Source organism: Janthinobacterium sp. (assembly GCF_009923995.1).
Classification (GTDB): domain Bacteria; phylum Pseudomonadota; class Gammaproteobacteria; order Burkholderiales; family Burkholderiaceae_D; genus Janthinobacterium.
Genome location: NZ_RFSK01000011.1, coordinates 102,195 through 116,447, shown reverse-complemented (window position 1 = coordinate 116,447; position 14,253 = coordinate 102,195). Strand labels below are relative to the sequence as shown.

Below are 14,253 nucleotides of genomic sequence, written 5' to 3'. Positions count from 1 at the left end.
ATCGCCCGTGTATTTACTCGACCTTGAACGACGACAGCTTCGGGTCCGGCGGCGGATACGCGAGCTTCATGCCCTGCAGGGTTTCCAGCAGCAGAGTCGCCACCACCAGGTTGCGCTGGGTCTTGGAATTGGACGGCACCACGTACCACGGCGCGTGGTCGGCGTCCGTCTCGCGGATGGCTGTTTCATAGGCGCGCTGGTAAGCTTCCCACTTCTTGCGCTGGGCGATATCGTTCGGATCGAACTTCCACTGGCGGTCGGGATCATCGAGCCGTTCCTGCAGCCGCCCACGCTGCTCGTCCTTGGAAATATGCAGGAAGACTTTCAGGATGACGGTGCCCGTTTCGCTCAGCATGCGCTCGAAATCGCGGATCTGCGCATAGCGGCGCTGGCATTCCGGCTTGTCGATCATGTCCTGCACGCGCGTGATCAGCACATCCTCGTAATGGCTGCGGTTGAAGATGGCGATCTCGCCCTTCACGGGCACGTGCTGGTGCACGCGCCACAGGTAGTCGTGCGCCAGTTCGATGTCGGTCGGGCCCTTGAAGGCCACGGCGCGGATGCCCATCGGGTTGATATTGCTGAAGATCGCCTTGACGGTGCCGTCCTTGCCCGAGGTATCCATGCCCTGCAATACCAGCAAGACCTTTTTCTTGTGCTGCGCGTACAACATGCTCTGGCACTCGGCGATCTGCGCCGTCAGCGCCACGGTTTCCTCGCGGTCCAGCGCCTTGCACTGGGCCGCCGTCAGCTTCTTGTTGGCCGCCTTGGTGGCAGCGCCCAGCAGGCGCTTGCCGGCGAAATCCTCGTCCAGCGCATAGCCCTTGCCAGCCCGGAATTGCGTGCGCGCCTTCATGCCGTCACCGCCAGCTTGCGGTGCTCGATTTTCGTGCAGTGGTCCATCACCACCTCCAGCCCTGCCGTCCGCGCCAGCTGCGCCGCCGCCTCGTTGATGACGTCCAGCTGCAGCCACAGGCAGCCCGCCTTGACGGCGATGGCTTCCTCGGCGATGGGCAGGATATCCTCGGACTTGCGGAAGCAATCAACGATGTCGATGCGCGCGGGCGCTACCGCCGCAGCCGCCTCCGTCAGGGTGGCATAGGCACGCTGGCCCAGCACTTCCTTGCCGGCCAGGGCTGGATTGACGGGCAGCACGCGGTAGCCATGCTGCAGCAGGTAATCGGCCACCTCGTGGCTGGCGCGTTCCGGCTTGTCGGACATGCCGACGATGGCGATGATATGGCTCTCTTGCAGGATGCGGGCGATGTTGGACATATTTTTCTATGGTCAGGCGTGCGACATTGCCCGTCTAGCGTAGCAGAATTAGCCCACCGTGGGAGCTAGCCAGAAGACTTAGCCGCGCGTATCGCCGCCATCTGCGCCACGAAGGCTTGCGCACGCGCCGTCACGGCAGCATAGTCGCCCTTGGCGCCCGGGCCACTCAGGCTGCTGCCGATGCCCACGGCGACGGCGCCGCTGGCGAACCACTCGGCCAGGTTTTCCACCGTCACGCCGCCCGTCGGCATCAAGGGCGCCTGCGGCAGCGGGGCGCGCAGGGCCTTGATGTAGGCCGGGCCGAACATCTCGGCGGGGAAGACCTTGACGATGTCGGCGCCCGCCTGCAGGGCCGTGACGATTTCCGTCGGCGTCATGGCGCCCGACATGGCCAGCACCTGATAGCGCTGGCACAGCGTAATGGTATCCACATTGACACCGGGCGAGATGATGAACTGGGCACCAGCCAGGATGGCCGCACGCGCCGTCTCGCCATCGAGCACCGTGCCCGCGCCCAGCAGCACGCCGTTGCCATGGCGCTCGCGCAGGGCGCGCAGCACGCCCAGGGTGTCGGGCGTGGTAAACGCCACTTCCAGCGCCGTGACGCCGCCAGCGATGCACGCCTCGGCGATCTGCAAGGCCGCTTCGGGCGTGTCGGCGCGCACGATGCCCACCATGCCCCGTTCGAGGATGCCCTGGAAAACCGTGTGCTTGTCCATGTTTTTCTCCTCTCAGGCCGGCAGGGCGCCGAAGCGCACTTCCGGCAAGCCGCGCACGCCCGGCTGGCGCGCATGGAACAGGCCACCGGCCAAAGGTTCGGCCGCCAGCTGCGCCGGCGCCAGGCTTTCCTGCGCCGTGGTGATGAACAATTCGTCAAACGCGGCACCGCCCAGGCTCACGCAGCTGGGCTGCGACACGGGCAGCTGCACCGTGCGCTCGATGCTGCCATCGGGCGCGAAGCGCAGCACCTTGCCGGCGCCCCACTGCGCGCTCCACAGGTGGTCGCGGGCATCGATGGTGGCGCCATCGGCCGCTCCCGGGCCAGAATCGAGCACGGCAAAGACCCTCACCTTGCTGACATCACCCCCGAGGTAATCGTCCCAGCGGTAAATGGCCTTCTTCATCGAGTCGCAAAAGTACATGACCGTACCATCGACGCTGAAGCAGATGCTGTTCGAGATGGCGATCGCCGGCAGCGGCAGGCGCTCCAGGCTCAGATCCAGGTTGAGGCGGTAAAAACTGGCGATGGCGTCGCGGCAAGGACGCTCGTCGAGCGTACCGAAGACAAAGCGTCCCTGGCGGTCGCAGCGGCCATCGTTCAGGCGCGTCATGGGCAGCTCACCCTCCACCGTGTGCAAGGGCATGACGGCCCCGCTGTGTACGTCAAACCACGCCAGGCGCGAGGCGAGTCCCAGCAGCAGAATATCGTCGCTGTCCGTCTGCGCGAAACAGGCCAGGCGTTCGGGCATGTCCCACGTCTGGCGCGCCCCCGAGGCCAGCTCCAGCGCATGCAGCTGGCAGCCCTCGATATTCGTCCAGAAAACCCGGCCGCTGCGTTCGCACCAGCGCACGCCCTCGCCGAGAAAATTTTGCGCGTCGACCAGTAATTGGGCCTGTGTCCCCATTTTTTTCCTCTTTATTTTTCGTTCAATGCGATTCGCGCGGCACTGCGGAGCCGCGGCAGCCGACGAGAAAGTCCAGGTCCGCGCCTTCGTCAGCCTGCGTCACGTGCTTAATGTACATCGACTGGTAGCCGCCTTTCATGGCCTGCTGCGGCGCCGTCCACTGCGCGCGGCGGCGCGCCAGTTCCGCCTCGTCGACGTCCAGGTGCAAACGCCGGCCTTCCACGTCCAGTTCGATCATGTCGCCGTCGCGCACCAGGGCCAGCGGCCCGCCCACGGCCGCTTCCGGCGCCACGTGCAGCACCACGGTGCCGTATGCCGTGCCGCTCATGCGCGCATCCGAGATGCGCACCATGTCGCGCACGCCCTGCTCCAGCAGTTTTTTCGGCAGTCCCATGTTGCCCACTTCCGCCATACCGGGATAACCTTGCGGGCCGCAGTTTTGCAGCACCATTACGCAGCTGGCGTCGATATCGAGCGCCGGATCGTCGATGCGTTTTTTATAGTGCTCGATGCTGTTGAAGACGACGGCGCGGCCCCGGTGCTGCATCAGGGCGGGCGTGGCGGCCGACGGCTTGATGACGGCGCCGCGCGGCGCCAGGTTGCCGTGCAGGACGGCGATGCCGCCCTCTTCCTTGAATGGCTGCGCCAGCGGCGTGATTACCTGCGGGTTGAAGTTTTCCGCTTCCGCCACGTTGACGGCCAGGGTGGCGCCCGTCACCGTCAAGGCCTCGCCATGCAGCTTGCCCAGCAAGTCGCGCAGGATGACGGGCAAGCCGCCCGCATAATAAAAGTCTTCCATCAGGTACTGCCCCGACGGCATCAGGTTCAGCAGGCACGGAATGTCGCGCCCCAGGCGGTCCCAGTCGCCCAGGCGCATGTCCACGCCGATGCGCCCGGCGATGGCCAGCAGGTGGATCACCGCATTGGTCGAGCCGCCGATGGCGCCATTGACCATGATGGCGTTTTCAAACGCTGCCCGGGTCAGTATCTGCGACAATTTCAGGTCTTCATGCACCATGCCGACGATGCGCCGGCCCGTCAATTGCGCCTGCAGCTTGCGGCGCGCATCGACGGCGGGAATGGCCGCGTTGCCTGGCAAGGTCACGCCCAGCGCTTCGACCATGCTGGCCATGGTGGACGCCGTGCCCATGGTCATGCAGTGGCCGGCGGAACGCGACATGCACGATTCGGCCTGCTTGAATTCGTTTGAGGTCATGCGGCCGGCACGCACGTCCTCGGAAAACTTCCACACATCCGTGCCCGAGCCGATGGGCTGGCCGCGGTAATTTCCATTCAGCATGGGGCCGCCGGACAGCACGATGGTGGGCAAGTCCACGCTGGCCGCGCCCATCAGCAGCGCCGGCGTCGTCTTGTCGCAACCCGTCAGCAGCACCACGCCGTCGATGGGGTTGGCGCGGATCGATTCTTCCACGTCCATGCTGGCCAGGTTACGGAAGAGCATGGCCGTGGGCCGCAGATTCGTTTCGCCCAGCGACATCACGGGAAACTCGACGGGAAAGCCGCCCGCTTCCAGCACGCCGCGCTTGACCATCTCGGCCAGGTCGCGGAAATGGCCATTGCAGGGCGTCAGCTCGGACCAGGTATTGCAGATGCCGATGACGGGACGGCCATCGAAGGCGTCGCTGGGATAACCCTGGTTTTTCATCCAGCTGCGGTGGATGAAACTGTCCTTGTCATCGCCGCCGAACCACGCCTGCGAGCGCAAGGGACGCTTAGCTTTCAATTCGCTCATGCTGCCTCCTGGCGGGGAATCAGGCCGCGTGCGGCGGCGATCAGCAGCGCGCCATGGCCCGCCAGATACTCCTGCTGGCGGTCGTCGACAACGATGCGCTTGCCGTAAAAGAAACCCTGCTCCTCGATCAGCAGCGACAGCGCCTGGCGCAGCATCGGCTTGCCGGCGATGACGAGCGGCGTATCGGGGCGCATCTGGATGGCCGTGCTGTTGCGCAGCGCCAGCAAGTCGCCACTGAGCACGGCGCCCATCAGGAAATTGGCCCGTTCATTGCAGTCGACGGCGCTGAACTGGCCTAGCGTGCGCACGCTGAAGCAGGCGCGCGCCAGTCCCGTTTTTTGCGCGGCGGCGGCGCCTGCCAGCAGCATTTTCGGCACCAGGGTCTGCGCAAAGCCGCCCTCGACCGATTGCTTGATCAGCGTATGCTGCGAAATCGCCTGCAGCAGTTCGCCGGCGATGGTGGTGCTGCAACCGAGGATGCGGCGCTGCTCGTCCACACTGATCAGTTTCGTGTGCGAACCGGGCACGATGATGGTGGCCGCACCATGCAGCTGCAGCCGCTCCAGCAAGCCGATGACTTCCGTCTCTTCGCCGCGCATCATGTCCATCGCTTCGACGTTATGCAGGCCGATGGCGCCGTGCTGGTTGCGCACGCCGGGAATCAGCCACAGGGGCTGCGCCAGCACATCGGGCATGACCACCGCCTGCATGCCTTGCGCCAGCTGCGCCAGGCCGGCCGGCGCCGGCAAATGCGGCACTTCCTGCAAGCCCATGGGTGAACTGATCATGCCCGACGCCAGCGCCAAGTGCACGTCCGCCGGCGCGATACCGGCATTGGCCAGCACGGCGGCGATGGTCTCGCGCAGCGCCTGTTTCAGCGCGCCGTTATGGCCATCGATGGCCGTATTGCGCACGCCCGTTTCCTGCTGCGCCTGGGCCAGCACGGCGCCGTCCCGCCATAAGAGGGTACGCGTGTTGGTGGTGCCGGCATCGATGGTGACTATATTCATGGGCAGGTTCGCAGCGTCGGTAAGAAAGAAAAAAAGGGGAAAAACTACCTCATGGTAGAACTGCCCCGCATATCTGACCAATCACTTATTTAACATCATTGATACCGGTTCGGATATGTCAAAATCATCGATATCCTGCACGCCCAAACGGTAGCTCAACGCCAGCCGCGCACACTGGCCGGGCAGCAGTTCCAGGGCCTGCGCGGCACAGCAAAAACCGCCCGCATCGGAGCGCAAGTGCAAGCCGTTCTGCGTGGTGGAAACACGCAAGACCCGGCCCGATGCCGGATCGGCGACGCGCGCCGCCTCCGTGCCTGCCTCGCGTGACGGACCGCCATCGGCGCAGTAAAAATCGTGGTCGAAACCGGCCGCCCCCGCCAGCGACGGCCATCCCAGACGGGTGCCCATGGGCGCGGGCTGGCGAAAATCCAGGGCGCTTCCCGCCACATCGCATGGCTCCTCCGTCAACCGCCCTGCGGGACGGCAGCGGCCGGCCACCAGACGCAGTACATGGTCGGCCACGTTCGTGTTCCGGCCGTGCAGATTGAACCACGGTGCGGGAAGCTGCAGCCGCGACACGGCATCGGCCGTGGCCTCGCAAGCGAGGTGCAGGCTGCCATCGTCGCCAAGGCGGTACAGCAGGCGCGCCGACAAGCCATCGCGCGACCAGTGCAGCAACAAGCTGCCTTCGTCCGGCATCTGCCCCTGCCAGCCCGCCAGCGATGGCGCGAGGGGTGCGGTGACTGCCAGCACGTCGGCCATGCGGCCATAGCGGTCGGGCGCCCACCAGGCTTGCAGGCTGGCGTCATGGCTATCGATCACCACGCGCATGCCGCGCGCGTTGTACAAGGTAAAAGTCGTCATGGGGGCGGGCGGCTGCGCTGCTGGAATTCGCGCGGCGTGCAACCGAGTTCGCGCTTGAAGACAGCATGCATGTACTGCACCGTCGTAAAGCCGCAGCGCACGGCCACGTCGGCCACCTGGCCCGGTTCGCGCACCAGCAGGGTCTTGGCCGCATCAAGCTTGAAATGCAGGATTTCGTCGTGCACGCTGCGTCCCAGTTCGTGGCGGAAGTGCGCTTCCAGCGAGGAGCGCGACACGCCCACGTAATCGGCCACCTGCTCCGTCTTGATGCCCTGGCAGGCGTACTGGCGGATGAAATGGCGCGCCTGCATCACCTGCGGATGCTGGAAGGGCTGGTGGCGCGTGGAGGCGAGCACGTTCAGGCCGGCCGGCGGCACGAGGATGCGCGTGCCGGACAGGCGCGCGCCATTGAGCATCTGGTGCAGCAGATGCGCCGCCGTGCGGCCCATTTCCTCCGTGCCCTGGATGACGGAACTCAGGGGTATGCGCGTGAGCATGCGCGCCAGCGGGTCGTTGTCGATGCCGATCAGGGCCACTTGCTCCGGCACGGCGATCCCCGCGTGCATGCAGGCCTGCAGCAGCTGACGCGCGCGCGCATCGCTGACGGCGATGATGCCGACGGGTTTTTCCAGGCTGTTGAGCCAGGCGATCTGCTGCTCCACCGCCTCGTCCCACGAGGGCGCGCTGGTGGCGACGCCGCGGTACACGTCGGCAGGCAGGTGGTCGCGCTGCATCAGCGCGCAAAACGCCGTTTCGCGCTCCTGCGCCCAGCGGTTGACATCCGCCTCGGGCAAGCTGAAACAGGCAAAGCGTGTCAGGCCCGCCTCCACCAGGTGGTCGTAGGCCAGCTTGACGATCTTGAAATTATCCGTGGCCACGTAGGGAATGCCGGCCGGGTAGGCGTCTTCGCGCGCATACGAGCCGCCCACGGCGACCACGGGCACGCGGCTGTGCGCCAGCGCCGCGCACACGGCGGGATCGTCGAAGTCGGCAATGATGCCGTCACCCTGCCAGCGCTCGATGCCGGGCAGGCGACAGCGAAAATCCTCTTCTAGGAACAGATCCCACGACACGCGCGTGGTGTTCAGGTAGGCGGCGACGCCCGCGATGATGTCGCGGTCATAGATCTTGTTCCCGTTGAACAGCAGCGCGATGCGATGCGCGGTCGGTAACTTCATGCTGGTGTCTCCTCCATGTGGCGGCCGGGACGTATATTCATCCCTGGCTGCCGGTCACGCATCGGTCTTACCTGCGTCCCGCTCTGGTGCTGACATCCACCCAGACGGCAAGGGTCAGAATACTGCCTTTCACGATCATCTGCCAGTAGGTATCCACGTCCAGCATGGACATGCCGTTATCCAGGCTGGCCATCACCAGCGCGCCGATCAGCGCCCCGTACACGGTGCCCGAGCCGCCGCGCATCGACGTGCCGCCGATGAAACAGGCGGCGATCGCATCGAGTTCGCTGAAGGTGCCGGCCGAGGGCGAACCGGCCGCCAGCCGGCCCGTGTTGATTAAGCCAGCCAGGGCGCACATCAGGCCCATGATGCCGAAGATCCACAGCTTGACGGCTTTCACGTTGATGCCGGACAGGCGCGTCGCCTCCATATTGCTGCCGACGGCGTAGATACGCCGGCCAAACACGGTCTGGCTGGTGATGTAGCTGAACAGGCCCAGCAACGCCAGCAACAGCAGCACGGGCAGCGGGATGCCTTCATAGCCGTTCAGGGTCTGCACGAAGGCATACAGCACGGCACCGATGACGATCACGCGCAGGCCATCGAGCCAAGCGGCCGTCTGCGGCAAGCCATGCTGCGCGCGGCTGGCGCGCGCGCGCCATGTGAGGAAGGCGGCCAGCAGGAACAGGCCGATGCCCAGCGCGATGCCGGGCAGCGCGGGCAGGTAACCCTGCCCCAGGTAGACCAGCGGCTCGGAGACGGGCGCGATGGTGATGCCGCCCGTGATGCCCAGCAAAATGCCCCGGTAGGCCAGCATGCCGCCCAGGCCGACGATGAAGGACGGAATGCCCCGGTACGCCGTCAGGTAGCCATTCAAGAGGCCGATCACCAGGCCGCAGCCCAGCACGGCCGCCAGGTTCAGCGCCAGCGGCCAGTGCTGCGTCACGTCCAGCACGGCGGCGATGCCGCCCAATAGCCCCAGCAGCGAGCCGATGGACAGGTCGATCTCGCCGGCGATAATCACCAGCACCATGCCGCAGGCGAGGATGCCCGTCACGGACATCTGGCGCAACAGATTCGACAGGTTGCGCGGCGTGAGGAAACTGCCCTCCGTCTTCCACGAAAAGAAGGCCCAGATCAGCGCCACGGCGATCAGGAGGGCCAGCATTTTATACTGGGTAAATAACTGTTTCACGCTAGGGGTGTTCATGCGACGGGTTCCTTGTGTGCGGTGGTGGCGGCAGGCACCGGATGCTGGGACAGCGCCGCCGCCAGCACGGTTTCCTGGCTCAGGCCATCGTTGATGAAGTCGCCGCGCAGCCGGCCTTCGCCCATCACCAGCACGCGGTCGGACACGCCCAGCACTTCGGCCAGTTCCGACGAGACCATGATGATGGCCACGCCCCGGTCGGCCAGCGCCAGCATCAATTTGTAGATTTCGTATTTGGCACCCACGTCCACGCCGCGCGTGGGTTCGTCGAGGATCAGCACGCGCGGGCGCGTCAGCAGCATCTTGGCCAGCACGGCCTTTTGCTGGTTGCCGCCCGACAGGCTCGTGATCGGCAGCGACGGGCTGGCCGTCTTCAGCTCCAGCTGGGCGATCTCGCCGCGCACGGCAGTCAATTCCGCTTCGCCATCGATGCGCGTGGCGCGCGCAAACTCCGCCAGCACGGCCAGGGTAATGTTCTGCCCCACATCCAAGTCGGGCACGATGCCGTGGTGCTTGCGGTCTTCCGGCACCATGGCCAGGCCCATGGCGATGGCCTTTTGCGGCGTGCCGGTATCGATGCGGCGGCCGTCGAGCCACACCTCGGCCTGGCACGGCCCCTGGTAGGCGCCGAACAGGGCGGAGACGAGCTCCGTGCGCCCCGCCCCCACCAGGCCGGCGATGCCGAGGATCTCCCCCTTGCGCAGGGTGAACGACACATCGTCGACCCGCTTGCGCTGCGGGTTGTCCGCGTCGATGCACGTCACGTGGCGCGCCTCGAACAGCACCTCGCCGATGGCCGCCGACGCATTGTTTCCCGCTGCGCGCTGCGGATACAGCTGGCTCATTTCGCGGCCCACCATCTGCGCGATGATGCGCTCCACGTTCATCTGCGCCATCGGCGTGGTGGCGATATGCTTGCCATCGCGGATGACGACGATGGTGTCGCAGATGGCGGCCACTTCATCGAGCTTGTGCGAAATGTAGATGCAGGTGACACCGCGCGCCTTCAGCGCGCGCAGGATGTCGAGCAGCACGGCGATTTCCGACGCCGTCAGGGACGACGAGGGTTCGTCGAGGATCAGCAGGCGCGCATTCTTGTTGAGCGCCTTGGCGATTTCCACCAGCTGCTGGTGGCCGCCGCCGTAATTCATCACGGGCAGCGCCACGTTCAGCTGCGGAATCTTCAATTCTCGCAGCAATTCGTCGGCGCGCTGGTACATGGCGGTATAGTGCATGCGCCCGCCGGGCAAGGTGATCTCGCGGCCCATGAAGATATTCTCGGCCACGGACAGCTGCGGCACCAGCATCAGTTCCTGGTGGATGATGATGATGCCCGCATCCTCCGTATCGCGGATGGACTGGGCGCGCAAGGGCTGGCCTTCCCACAAAATCTCGCCTTCCCAGCTGCCATGCGGGTAGACGCCGGACAGCACCTTCATCAGGGTCGATTTGCCGGCGCCATTTTCGCCGCACAGGCCGATGCACTCGCCGGCCCGCACCTGCAGGTCGATGCCATCGAGCGCGCGCACACCGCCAAACTGTTTGACGATGCCTTTCATTTCAAGCAGATAGTCGGACATTCTTGCTCTCGTTGCGGTAGTTGCTGATCAACAGAAATCAGGGGTCAGTCCCTGCGGGATCGGAGTACGTCCCATTGGGGCGTACTCCCCCGGCGGGTCTGACCCCAGCTCTTAATTGCCCAGCTGCGCCTTGGTATAGAAACCGTCATCGACGAGAATGTTGACATTCGCCTTGGTCAAGGGCGTTGGTTTGAGCAGCACGGTGCTGACCTTTTTCAGGCCGTTGTCATAGCTGGAGTTGTAGGCCGGCTTTTCATTGCGCGCCAGTTGCACCGCCAGCCTGGCCGCTTCGGCAGCGATGGTTTTCAGCGGCTTGTAGACGGTCATCGCCTGCGTGCCGGCGATCACGCGTTTCACTGCCGCCAGGTCGGCGTCCTGGCCCGAAACGGGCACCTTGCCCGCCAGCTTTTGCGCGGCCAGTGCCTGAATGGCGCCGCCGGCCGTGCCGTCGTTCGAGGCGACGATGGCGTCGATCTTGTTGTTATTCGCCGTCAGCGCATTTTCCACGATGGACAGGGCTTCCGTGGCGCTCCAGTCCTTCACCCACTGCTGGCCGACGACCTTGATGTCGCCCTTGTCGATGTACGGCTTCAATACCTTCATCTGGCCTTCGCGCAGCATCTTCGCGTTGTTGTCCGTCGGCGCGCCGCCCAGCAGGTAGTAATTGCCCTTCGGCTGCAGCTTGACGACGCCTTCGGCCTGCATCTCGCCCACTTTTTCGTTGTCGAACGAGATGTAGGCGTCGATATCGGCGCCCAGGATCAAACGGTCATACGACAGCACCTTGATGCCGGCCTTTTTCGCTTCCTTGATGGTGTTGTTGAGGACCGTCGCATTGAACGGCACGATCACCAGCACGTCCACGCCGCGCGAAATCAGGTTTTCGATCTGCGAAATCTGGCGCTGCTCGCTGGCGTCCGCCGATTGCACGAAGACCTTGGCGCCCTGCTTTTCGGCCGCGGCGATGAAGAAATCGCGGTCGCGCGTCCAGCGCTCCACGCGCAAATCGTCGATGGAAAAACCGATCTTCGGGTTCTTCGCGTCGGCCAGGGCGGCGCTGCTGGTCAGCGCCAGCATGGCGGTCATGATGGCTGCACTGATGATCTTGTTCATTACGTGTCTCCTTGTTGGATTTTATTAACGACGTTTTCTAACTGCGGGTACAACGGACAACAAATAAACTAGTGATTGTGGCGCGGCAGGGTCTGCCCCACGGCCCGGTATTTCAGCGCCAGCTCCATGCAGGCGCCCGTCTCCAGCTGGCCCACGCTGGCGCGGTAGATCTCCTGCCACGGCGTAGAACTCTCATTGACGGGGGGCGGCAGTTCCTGCGCGCGGCGCGCCAGCTCAACGCTGTCGACCAGCATGTCGCAGCGGCCGCCGTTCAAGTCCACGCGGATGATGTCGCCCGTGCGCAGCAGGGCCAGGCCGCCGCCGACGGCGCTTTCCGGCGACGCGTTCAGGATCGACGGGCTGTCCGAGGTGCCCGACTGGCGCCCGTCGCCCAGGGTGGGCAGGTTCAGGATGCCGGCCTTGAGCAAGGCGTCGGGTGGCTGCATGTTGACCACTTCGGCCGAGCCGGGCCAGCCCACGGGTCCCACGCCGCGCATCACCAGCATGCAGCCGTCGTCGATCTGCAGGGCGGGATCGTTGATGCGCGCGTGGTAGTCGGCCGAGCCATCGAACACAATGGCGCGCGCCTCGAACACGCCCTCATAGCCGGGACGCGACAGGTAGCGCTCGCGGAAGGCGGGCGAGATCACGCTGGTCTTCATGATGGCAAAGTCGAACAGATTGCCCTGCAGGGCCAGGAAACCCGCCTTGTCCTTCAATGGCGCGGCAAACGGAAGGATCATCTCGCGGTCCGCGCTTTCGCGGCCTTGCAGGTTGGCTGCCATGCTCAGTCCCGTGACTGTCAGGCGGTCCGTGTGCAGCAAGCCCGCTTCTTGTAGCTCCCACATGACGGCCGGCACACCGCCGGCGCGGTGGAAGCGCTCGCCCAGGTATTTCCCGGCCGGCTGCATGTTCAGCAGCAGCGGCACGTCGTAGCCATGTGCCATCCAGTCACTGGAGTGCAGGTCCACACCCGCGTGGCGCGCCATGGCCATCAGATGCGGCTGCGCATTGGTCGAGCCGCCGATGGCCGCGTTGACGATGATCGCGTCCAGAAACGCCTCGCGCGTGAGGATGCTGGACGGGCGCATATCCTCATGCGCCATGCCGACGATGCGCTGTCCCGTGGCGTAGGCGATCTGCCCACGTTCCCGGTAGGGTGCGGGAATCGCCGAGCAGCCCGTCAGGGACATGCCCAGCGCCTCGGCCAGCGCATTCATGGTCGACGCCGTGCCCATGGTGTTGCAGTGGCCGGCCGACGGCGCCGAGGCGGCGGCGATCTGCAGGAATTTATCGTTGTCGATGGCGCCGGCGGCCAGCTGGCGGCGGCCTTTCCAGATGGCCGCACCGGAACCCACCAGTTCGCCGTCCATCCAGCCGTCGAGCATGGGGCCGCCCGACAGCACGATGGCGGGAATGTCCACCGTGGCGGCGGCCATCAATTGGGCCGGCGTCGTCTTGTCACAGCCCGTCGTCAGCACCACGGCGTCGATCGGGTAGCCGTGCAGGATCTCCACCAGGCCCAAATAGGCCAGGTTGCGGTCCAGCGCGGCAGTGGGACGGCGACAGTTCTCGAAGATCGGATGCAGCGGGAATTCCATCGGGATGCCGCCCGCGTCGCGGATGCCGTCGCGCACGCGCTGGGCCAGTTCCAGGTGGATGCGGTTGCACGGGCTGATGTCGCTGCCGCTTTGCGCGATGCCGATGATGGGCCGGCCCGAACGCAGTTCCTCGGCCGTGATGCCGTAGTTCATGAAGCGCTCCAGGTACAGCGCCGTCATGTCGATGTGCTCAGGATTGTCGAACCAGTCCTGAGAGCGGAAACGCCGCGCCGGTGTCGTCGTGCCGCTCATGCGCCGTACCATCCCGCGTCGACGAAATATTCGCGGCCCGTGCACTTGGCCGCGTTGTCGGACGCCAGGAACAGCGCCAGCGCCGCCACGTCATCCGGTTCCACGCGCACCTGCAGGCACTGGCCCTGCAGGATGATGGCTTCCGCTTCCGGCGTATGCCACAGACGCTCCTGACGCGGCGTGCGCACGGCGCCGGGAATGATGCAATTGACGCGGATGCCATCGCCGCCCAAGTCGCGCGCCAGGCCATGCGTCAAACCTTCGATGCCCGCCTTGGCCGTCATGTAGATCGACAGGTTGGCCTGCGCCAGGTGCCAGGAAATCGAGCCCAGGTTGAGGATCACGCCGCTGCCCAGCGCGCGCATGGACGGCGCCACAGCCTGGGCGCAGAAATACTGGTGGCGCAGGTTGACGGCGATGCGTTCGTCCCAGTAGGCTGGCGTGACATCCTGCAGCTGGTGGCGGTCGTCGTTGGCCGCGTTGTTGACGAGGATATCGGTGGCGCCACCGCTGCTGCCGATGTCGGCAAAGGTGGCGGCCAGTGCATCGAGATCCGTCAGGTCGCAGTAGCGGAAAACGGGCGGCTGCGGCAGGTGCGCCAGCTTTTCCTGCAGCGCCAGCGACGCCTCGCGGGCGATGTCGAGAAAAGTGACGTGGGCGCCCTGGCGCGCGAATGCCTCGACGATGGCCACGCCGATGCCGGTGCCGCCGCCCGTGATGACGACGCGCTTGTTGGCCAGGCTGGGGTAAGTTGCATGCTGCATGGTGTCTCTCGTTATGGGAATGAGGAAA

General features: G+C 65.2%; 13 protein-coding genes. All 13 read right to left on the bottom strand.

Annotated features, from left to right (window positions below):
* Positions 1-13: 13 nt before the first annotated feature.
* The 13 genes from EBS11_RS08405 to EBS11_RS08345 all read right to left on the bottom strand — a co-directional run bounded on the left by EBS11_RS08405 (position 14) and on the right by EBS11_RS08345 (position 14,225).
* Positions 14-856, bottom strand: coding sequence for a PPK2 family polyphosphate kinase (locus EBS11_RS08405; protein WP_290601994.1), 843 nt, complete (start codon positions 854-856; stop codon positions 14-16).
* Positions 853-1,275 carry a CoA-binding protein gene (locus EBS11_RS08400; RefSeq protein WP_290601992.1) on the bottom strand — a complete coding sequence of 141 codons (423 nt, stop codon included), beginning with the start codon at positions 1,273-1,275 and terminating at the stop codon, positions 853-855. Before EBS11_RS08400 ends, EBS11_RS08405 begins: the two co-directional genes overlap by 4 nt.
* A 65-nt stretch (positions 1,276-1,340) precedes the next feature.
* On the bottom strand, positions 1,341-1,994 hold the full coding sequence (locus EBS11_RS08395) for a bifunctional 2-keto-4-hydroxyglutarate aldolase/2-keto-3-deoxy-6-phosphogluconate aldolase (RefSeq protein WP_290601990.1): 654 nt from the start codon (positions 1,992-1,994) through the stop codon (positions 1,341-1,343).
* A 12-nt stretch (positions 1,995-2,006) separates the two neighbouring features.
* Positions 2,007-2,900, bottom strand: coding sequence for an SMP-30/gluconolactonase/LRE family protein (locus EBS11_RS08390; protein ID WP_290601989.1), 894 nt, complete (start codon positions 2,898-2,900; stop codon positions 2,007-2,009).
* Between the two features lie 22 nt (positions 2,901-2,922).
* The gene (araD, locus tag EBS11_RS08385; protein WP_290601987.1) at positions 2,923-4,653 is read right to left on the bottom strand and encodes an L-arabinonate dehydratase; all 1,731 of its coding nucleotides are present in this window, start codon (positions 4,651-4,653) and stop codon (positions 2,923-2,925) included.
* Positions 4,650-5,663 (bottom strand): 2-dehydro-3-deoxygalactonokinase, encoded by a 1,014-nt coding sequence (locus EBS11_RS08380; RefSeq protein WP_290601986.1) that lies wholly within the window; start codon positions 5,661-5,663, stop codon positions 4,650-4,652. Before EBS11_RS08380 ends, araD begins: the two co-directional genes overlap by 4 nt.
* 81 nt (positions 5,664-5,744) lie before the next feature.
* Positions 5,745-6,527: a hypothetical protein gene (locus EBS11_RS08375; RefSeq protein WP_290601985.1), complete on the bottom strand. Its 783-nt coding sequence runs from the start codon at positions 6,525-6,527 to the stop codon at positions 5,745-5,747.
* The gene (locus EBS11_RS08370; RefSeq protein ID WP_290601983.1) at positions 6,524-7,705 is read right to left on the bottom strand and encodes a DNA-binding transcriptional regulator; all 1,182 of its coding nucleotides are present in this window, start codon (positions 7,703-7,705) and stop codon (positions 6,524-6,526) included. The genes EBS11_RS08375 and EBS11_RS08370 overlap by 4 nt, the downstream gene beginning before the upstream one ends.
* Before the next feature lie 67 nt (positions 7,706-7,772).
* Positions 7,773-8,915: a sugar ABC transporter permease gene (locus tag EBS11_RS08365; protein ID WP_290601981.1), complete on the bottom strand. Its 1,143-nt coding sequence runs from the start codon at positions 8,913-8,915 to the stop codon at positions 7,773-7,775.
* Positions 8,912-10,495 carry a D-xylose ABC transporter ATP-binding protein gene (gene xylG, locus EBS11_RS08360; protein WP_290601979.1) on the bottom strand — a complete coding sequence of 528 codons (1,584 nt, stop codon included), beginning with the start codon at positions 10,493-10,495 and terminating at the stop codon, positions 8,912-8,914. The genes EBS11_RS08365 and xylG overlap by 4 nt, the downstream gene beginning before the upstream one ends.
* 111 nt (positions 10,496-10,606) lie before the next feature.
* Entirely contained in the window at positions 10,607-11,608 is a 1,002-nt protein-coding gene (gene xylF / locus EBS11_RS08355; RefSeq protein ID WP_290601978.1) for a D-xylose ABC transporter substrate-binding protein, read from the bottom strand.
* A 68-nt stretch (positions 11,609-11,676) separates the two neighbouring features.
* Positions 11,677-13,461 (bottom strand): IlvD/Edd family dehydratase, encoded by a 1,785-nt coding sequence (locus tag EBS11_RS08350; protein WP_290601976.1) that lies wholly within the window; start codon positions 13,459-13,461, stop codon positions 11,677-11,679.
* Positions 13,458-14,225, bottom strand: a complete 768-nt coding sequence (locus EBS11_RS08345) for an SDR family oxidoreductase (RefSeq protein WP_290601975.1) — start codon at positions 14,223-14,225, stop codon at positions 13,458-13,460. Before EBS11_RS08345 ends, EBS11_RS08350 begins: the two co-directional genes overlap by 4 nt.
* Positions 14,226-14,253: the final 28 nt, after the last annotated feature.

Coding starts and splice junctions, on each gene's coding strand:
- EBS11_RS08405 (WP_290601994.1), bottom strand. CDS start 856: ATGAAGGCGCGCACGCAATTCCGGGCTGGCAAGGGCTATGCGCTGGAC.
- EBS11_RS08400 (WP_290601992.1), bottom strand. CDS start 1,275: ATGTCCAACATCGCCCGCATCCTGCAAGAGAGCCATATCATCGCCATC.
- EBS11_RS08395 (WP_290601990.1), bottom strand. CDS start 1,994: ATGGACAAGCACACGGTTTTCCAGGGCATCCTCGAACGGGGCATGGTG.
- EBS11_RS08390 (WP_290601989.1), bottom strand. CDS start 2,900: ATGGGGACACAGGCCCAATTACTGGTCGACGCGCAAAATTTTCTCGGC.
- araD (WP_290601987.1), bottom strand. CDS start 4,653: ATGAGCGAATTGAAAGCTAAGCGTCCCTTGCGCTCGCAGGCGTGGTTC.
- EBS11_RS08380 (WP_290601986.1), bottom strand. CDS start 5,663: ATGAATATAGTCACCATCGATGCCGGCACCACCAACACGCGTACCCTC.
- EBS11_RS08375 (WP_290601985.1), bottom strand. CDS start 6,527: ATGACGACTTTTACCTTGTACAACGCGCGCGGCATGCGCGTGGTGATC.
- EBS11_RS08370 (WP_290601983.1), bottom strand. CDS start 7,705: ATGAAGTTACCGACCGCGCATCGCATCGCGCTGCTGTTCAACGGGAAC.
- EBS11_RS08365 (WP_290601981.1), bottom strand. CDS start 8,915: ATGAACACCCCTAGCGTGAAACAGTTATTTACCCAGTATAAAATGCTG.
- xylG (WP_290601979.1), bottom strand. CDS start 10,495: ATGTCCGACTATCTGCTTGAAATGAAAGGCATCGTCAAACAGTTTGGC.
- xylF (WP_290601978.1), bottom strand. CDS start 11,608: ATGAACAAGATCATCAGTGCAGCCATCATGACCGCCATGCTGGCGCTG.
- EBS11_RS08350 (WP_290601976.1), bottom strand. CDS start 13,461: ATGAGCGGCACGACGACACCGGCGCGGCGTTTCCGCTCTCAGGACTGG.
- EBS11_RS08345 (WP_290601975.1), bottom strand. CDS start 14,225: ATGCAGCATGCAACTTACCCCAGCCTGGCCAACAAGCGCGTCGTCATC.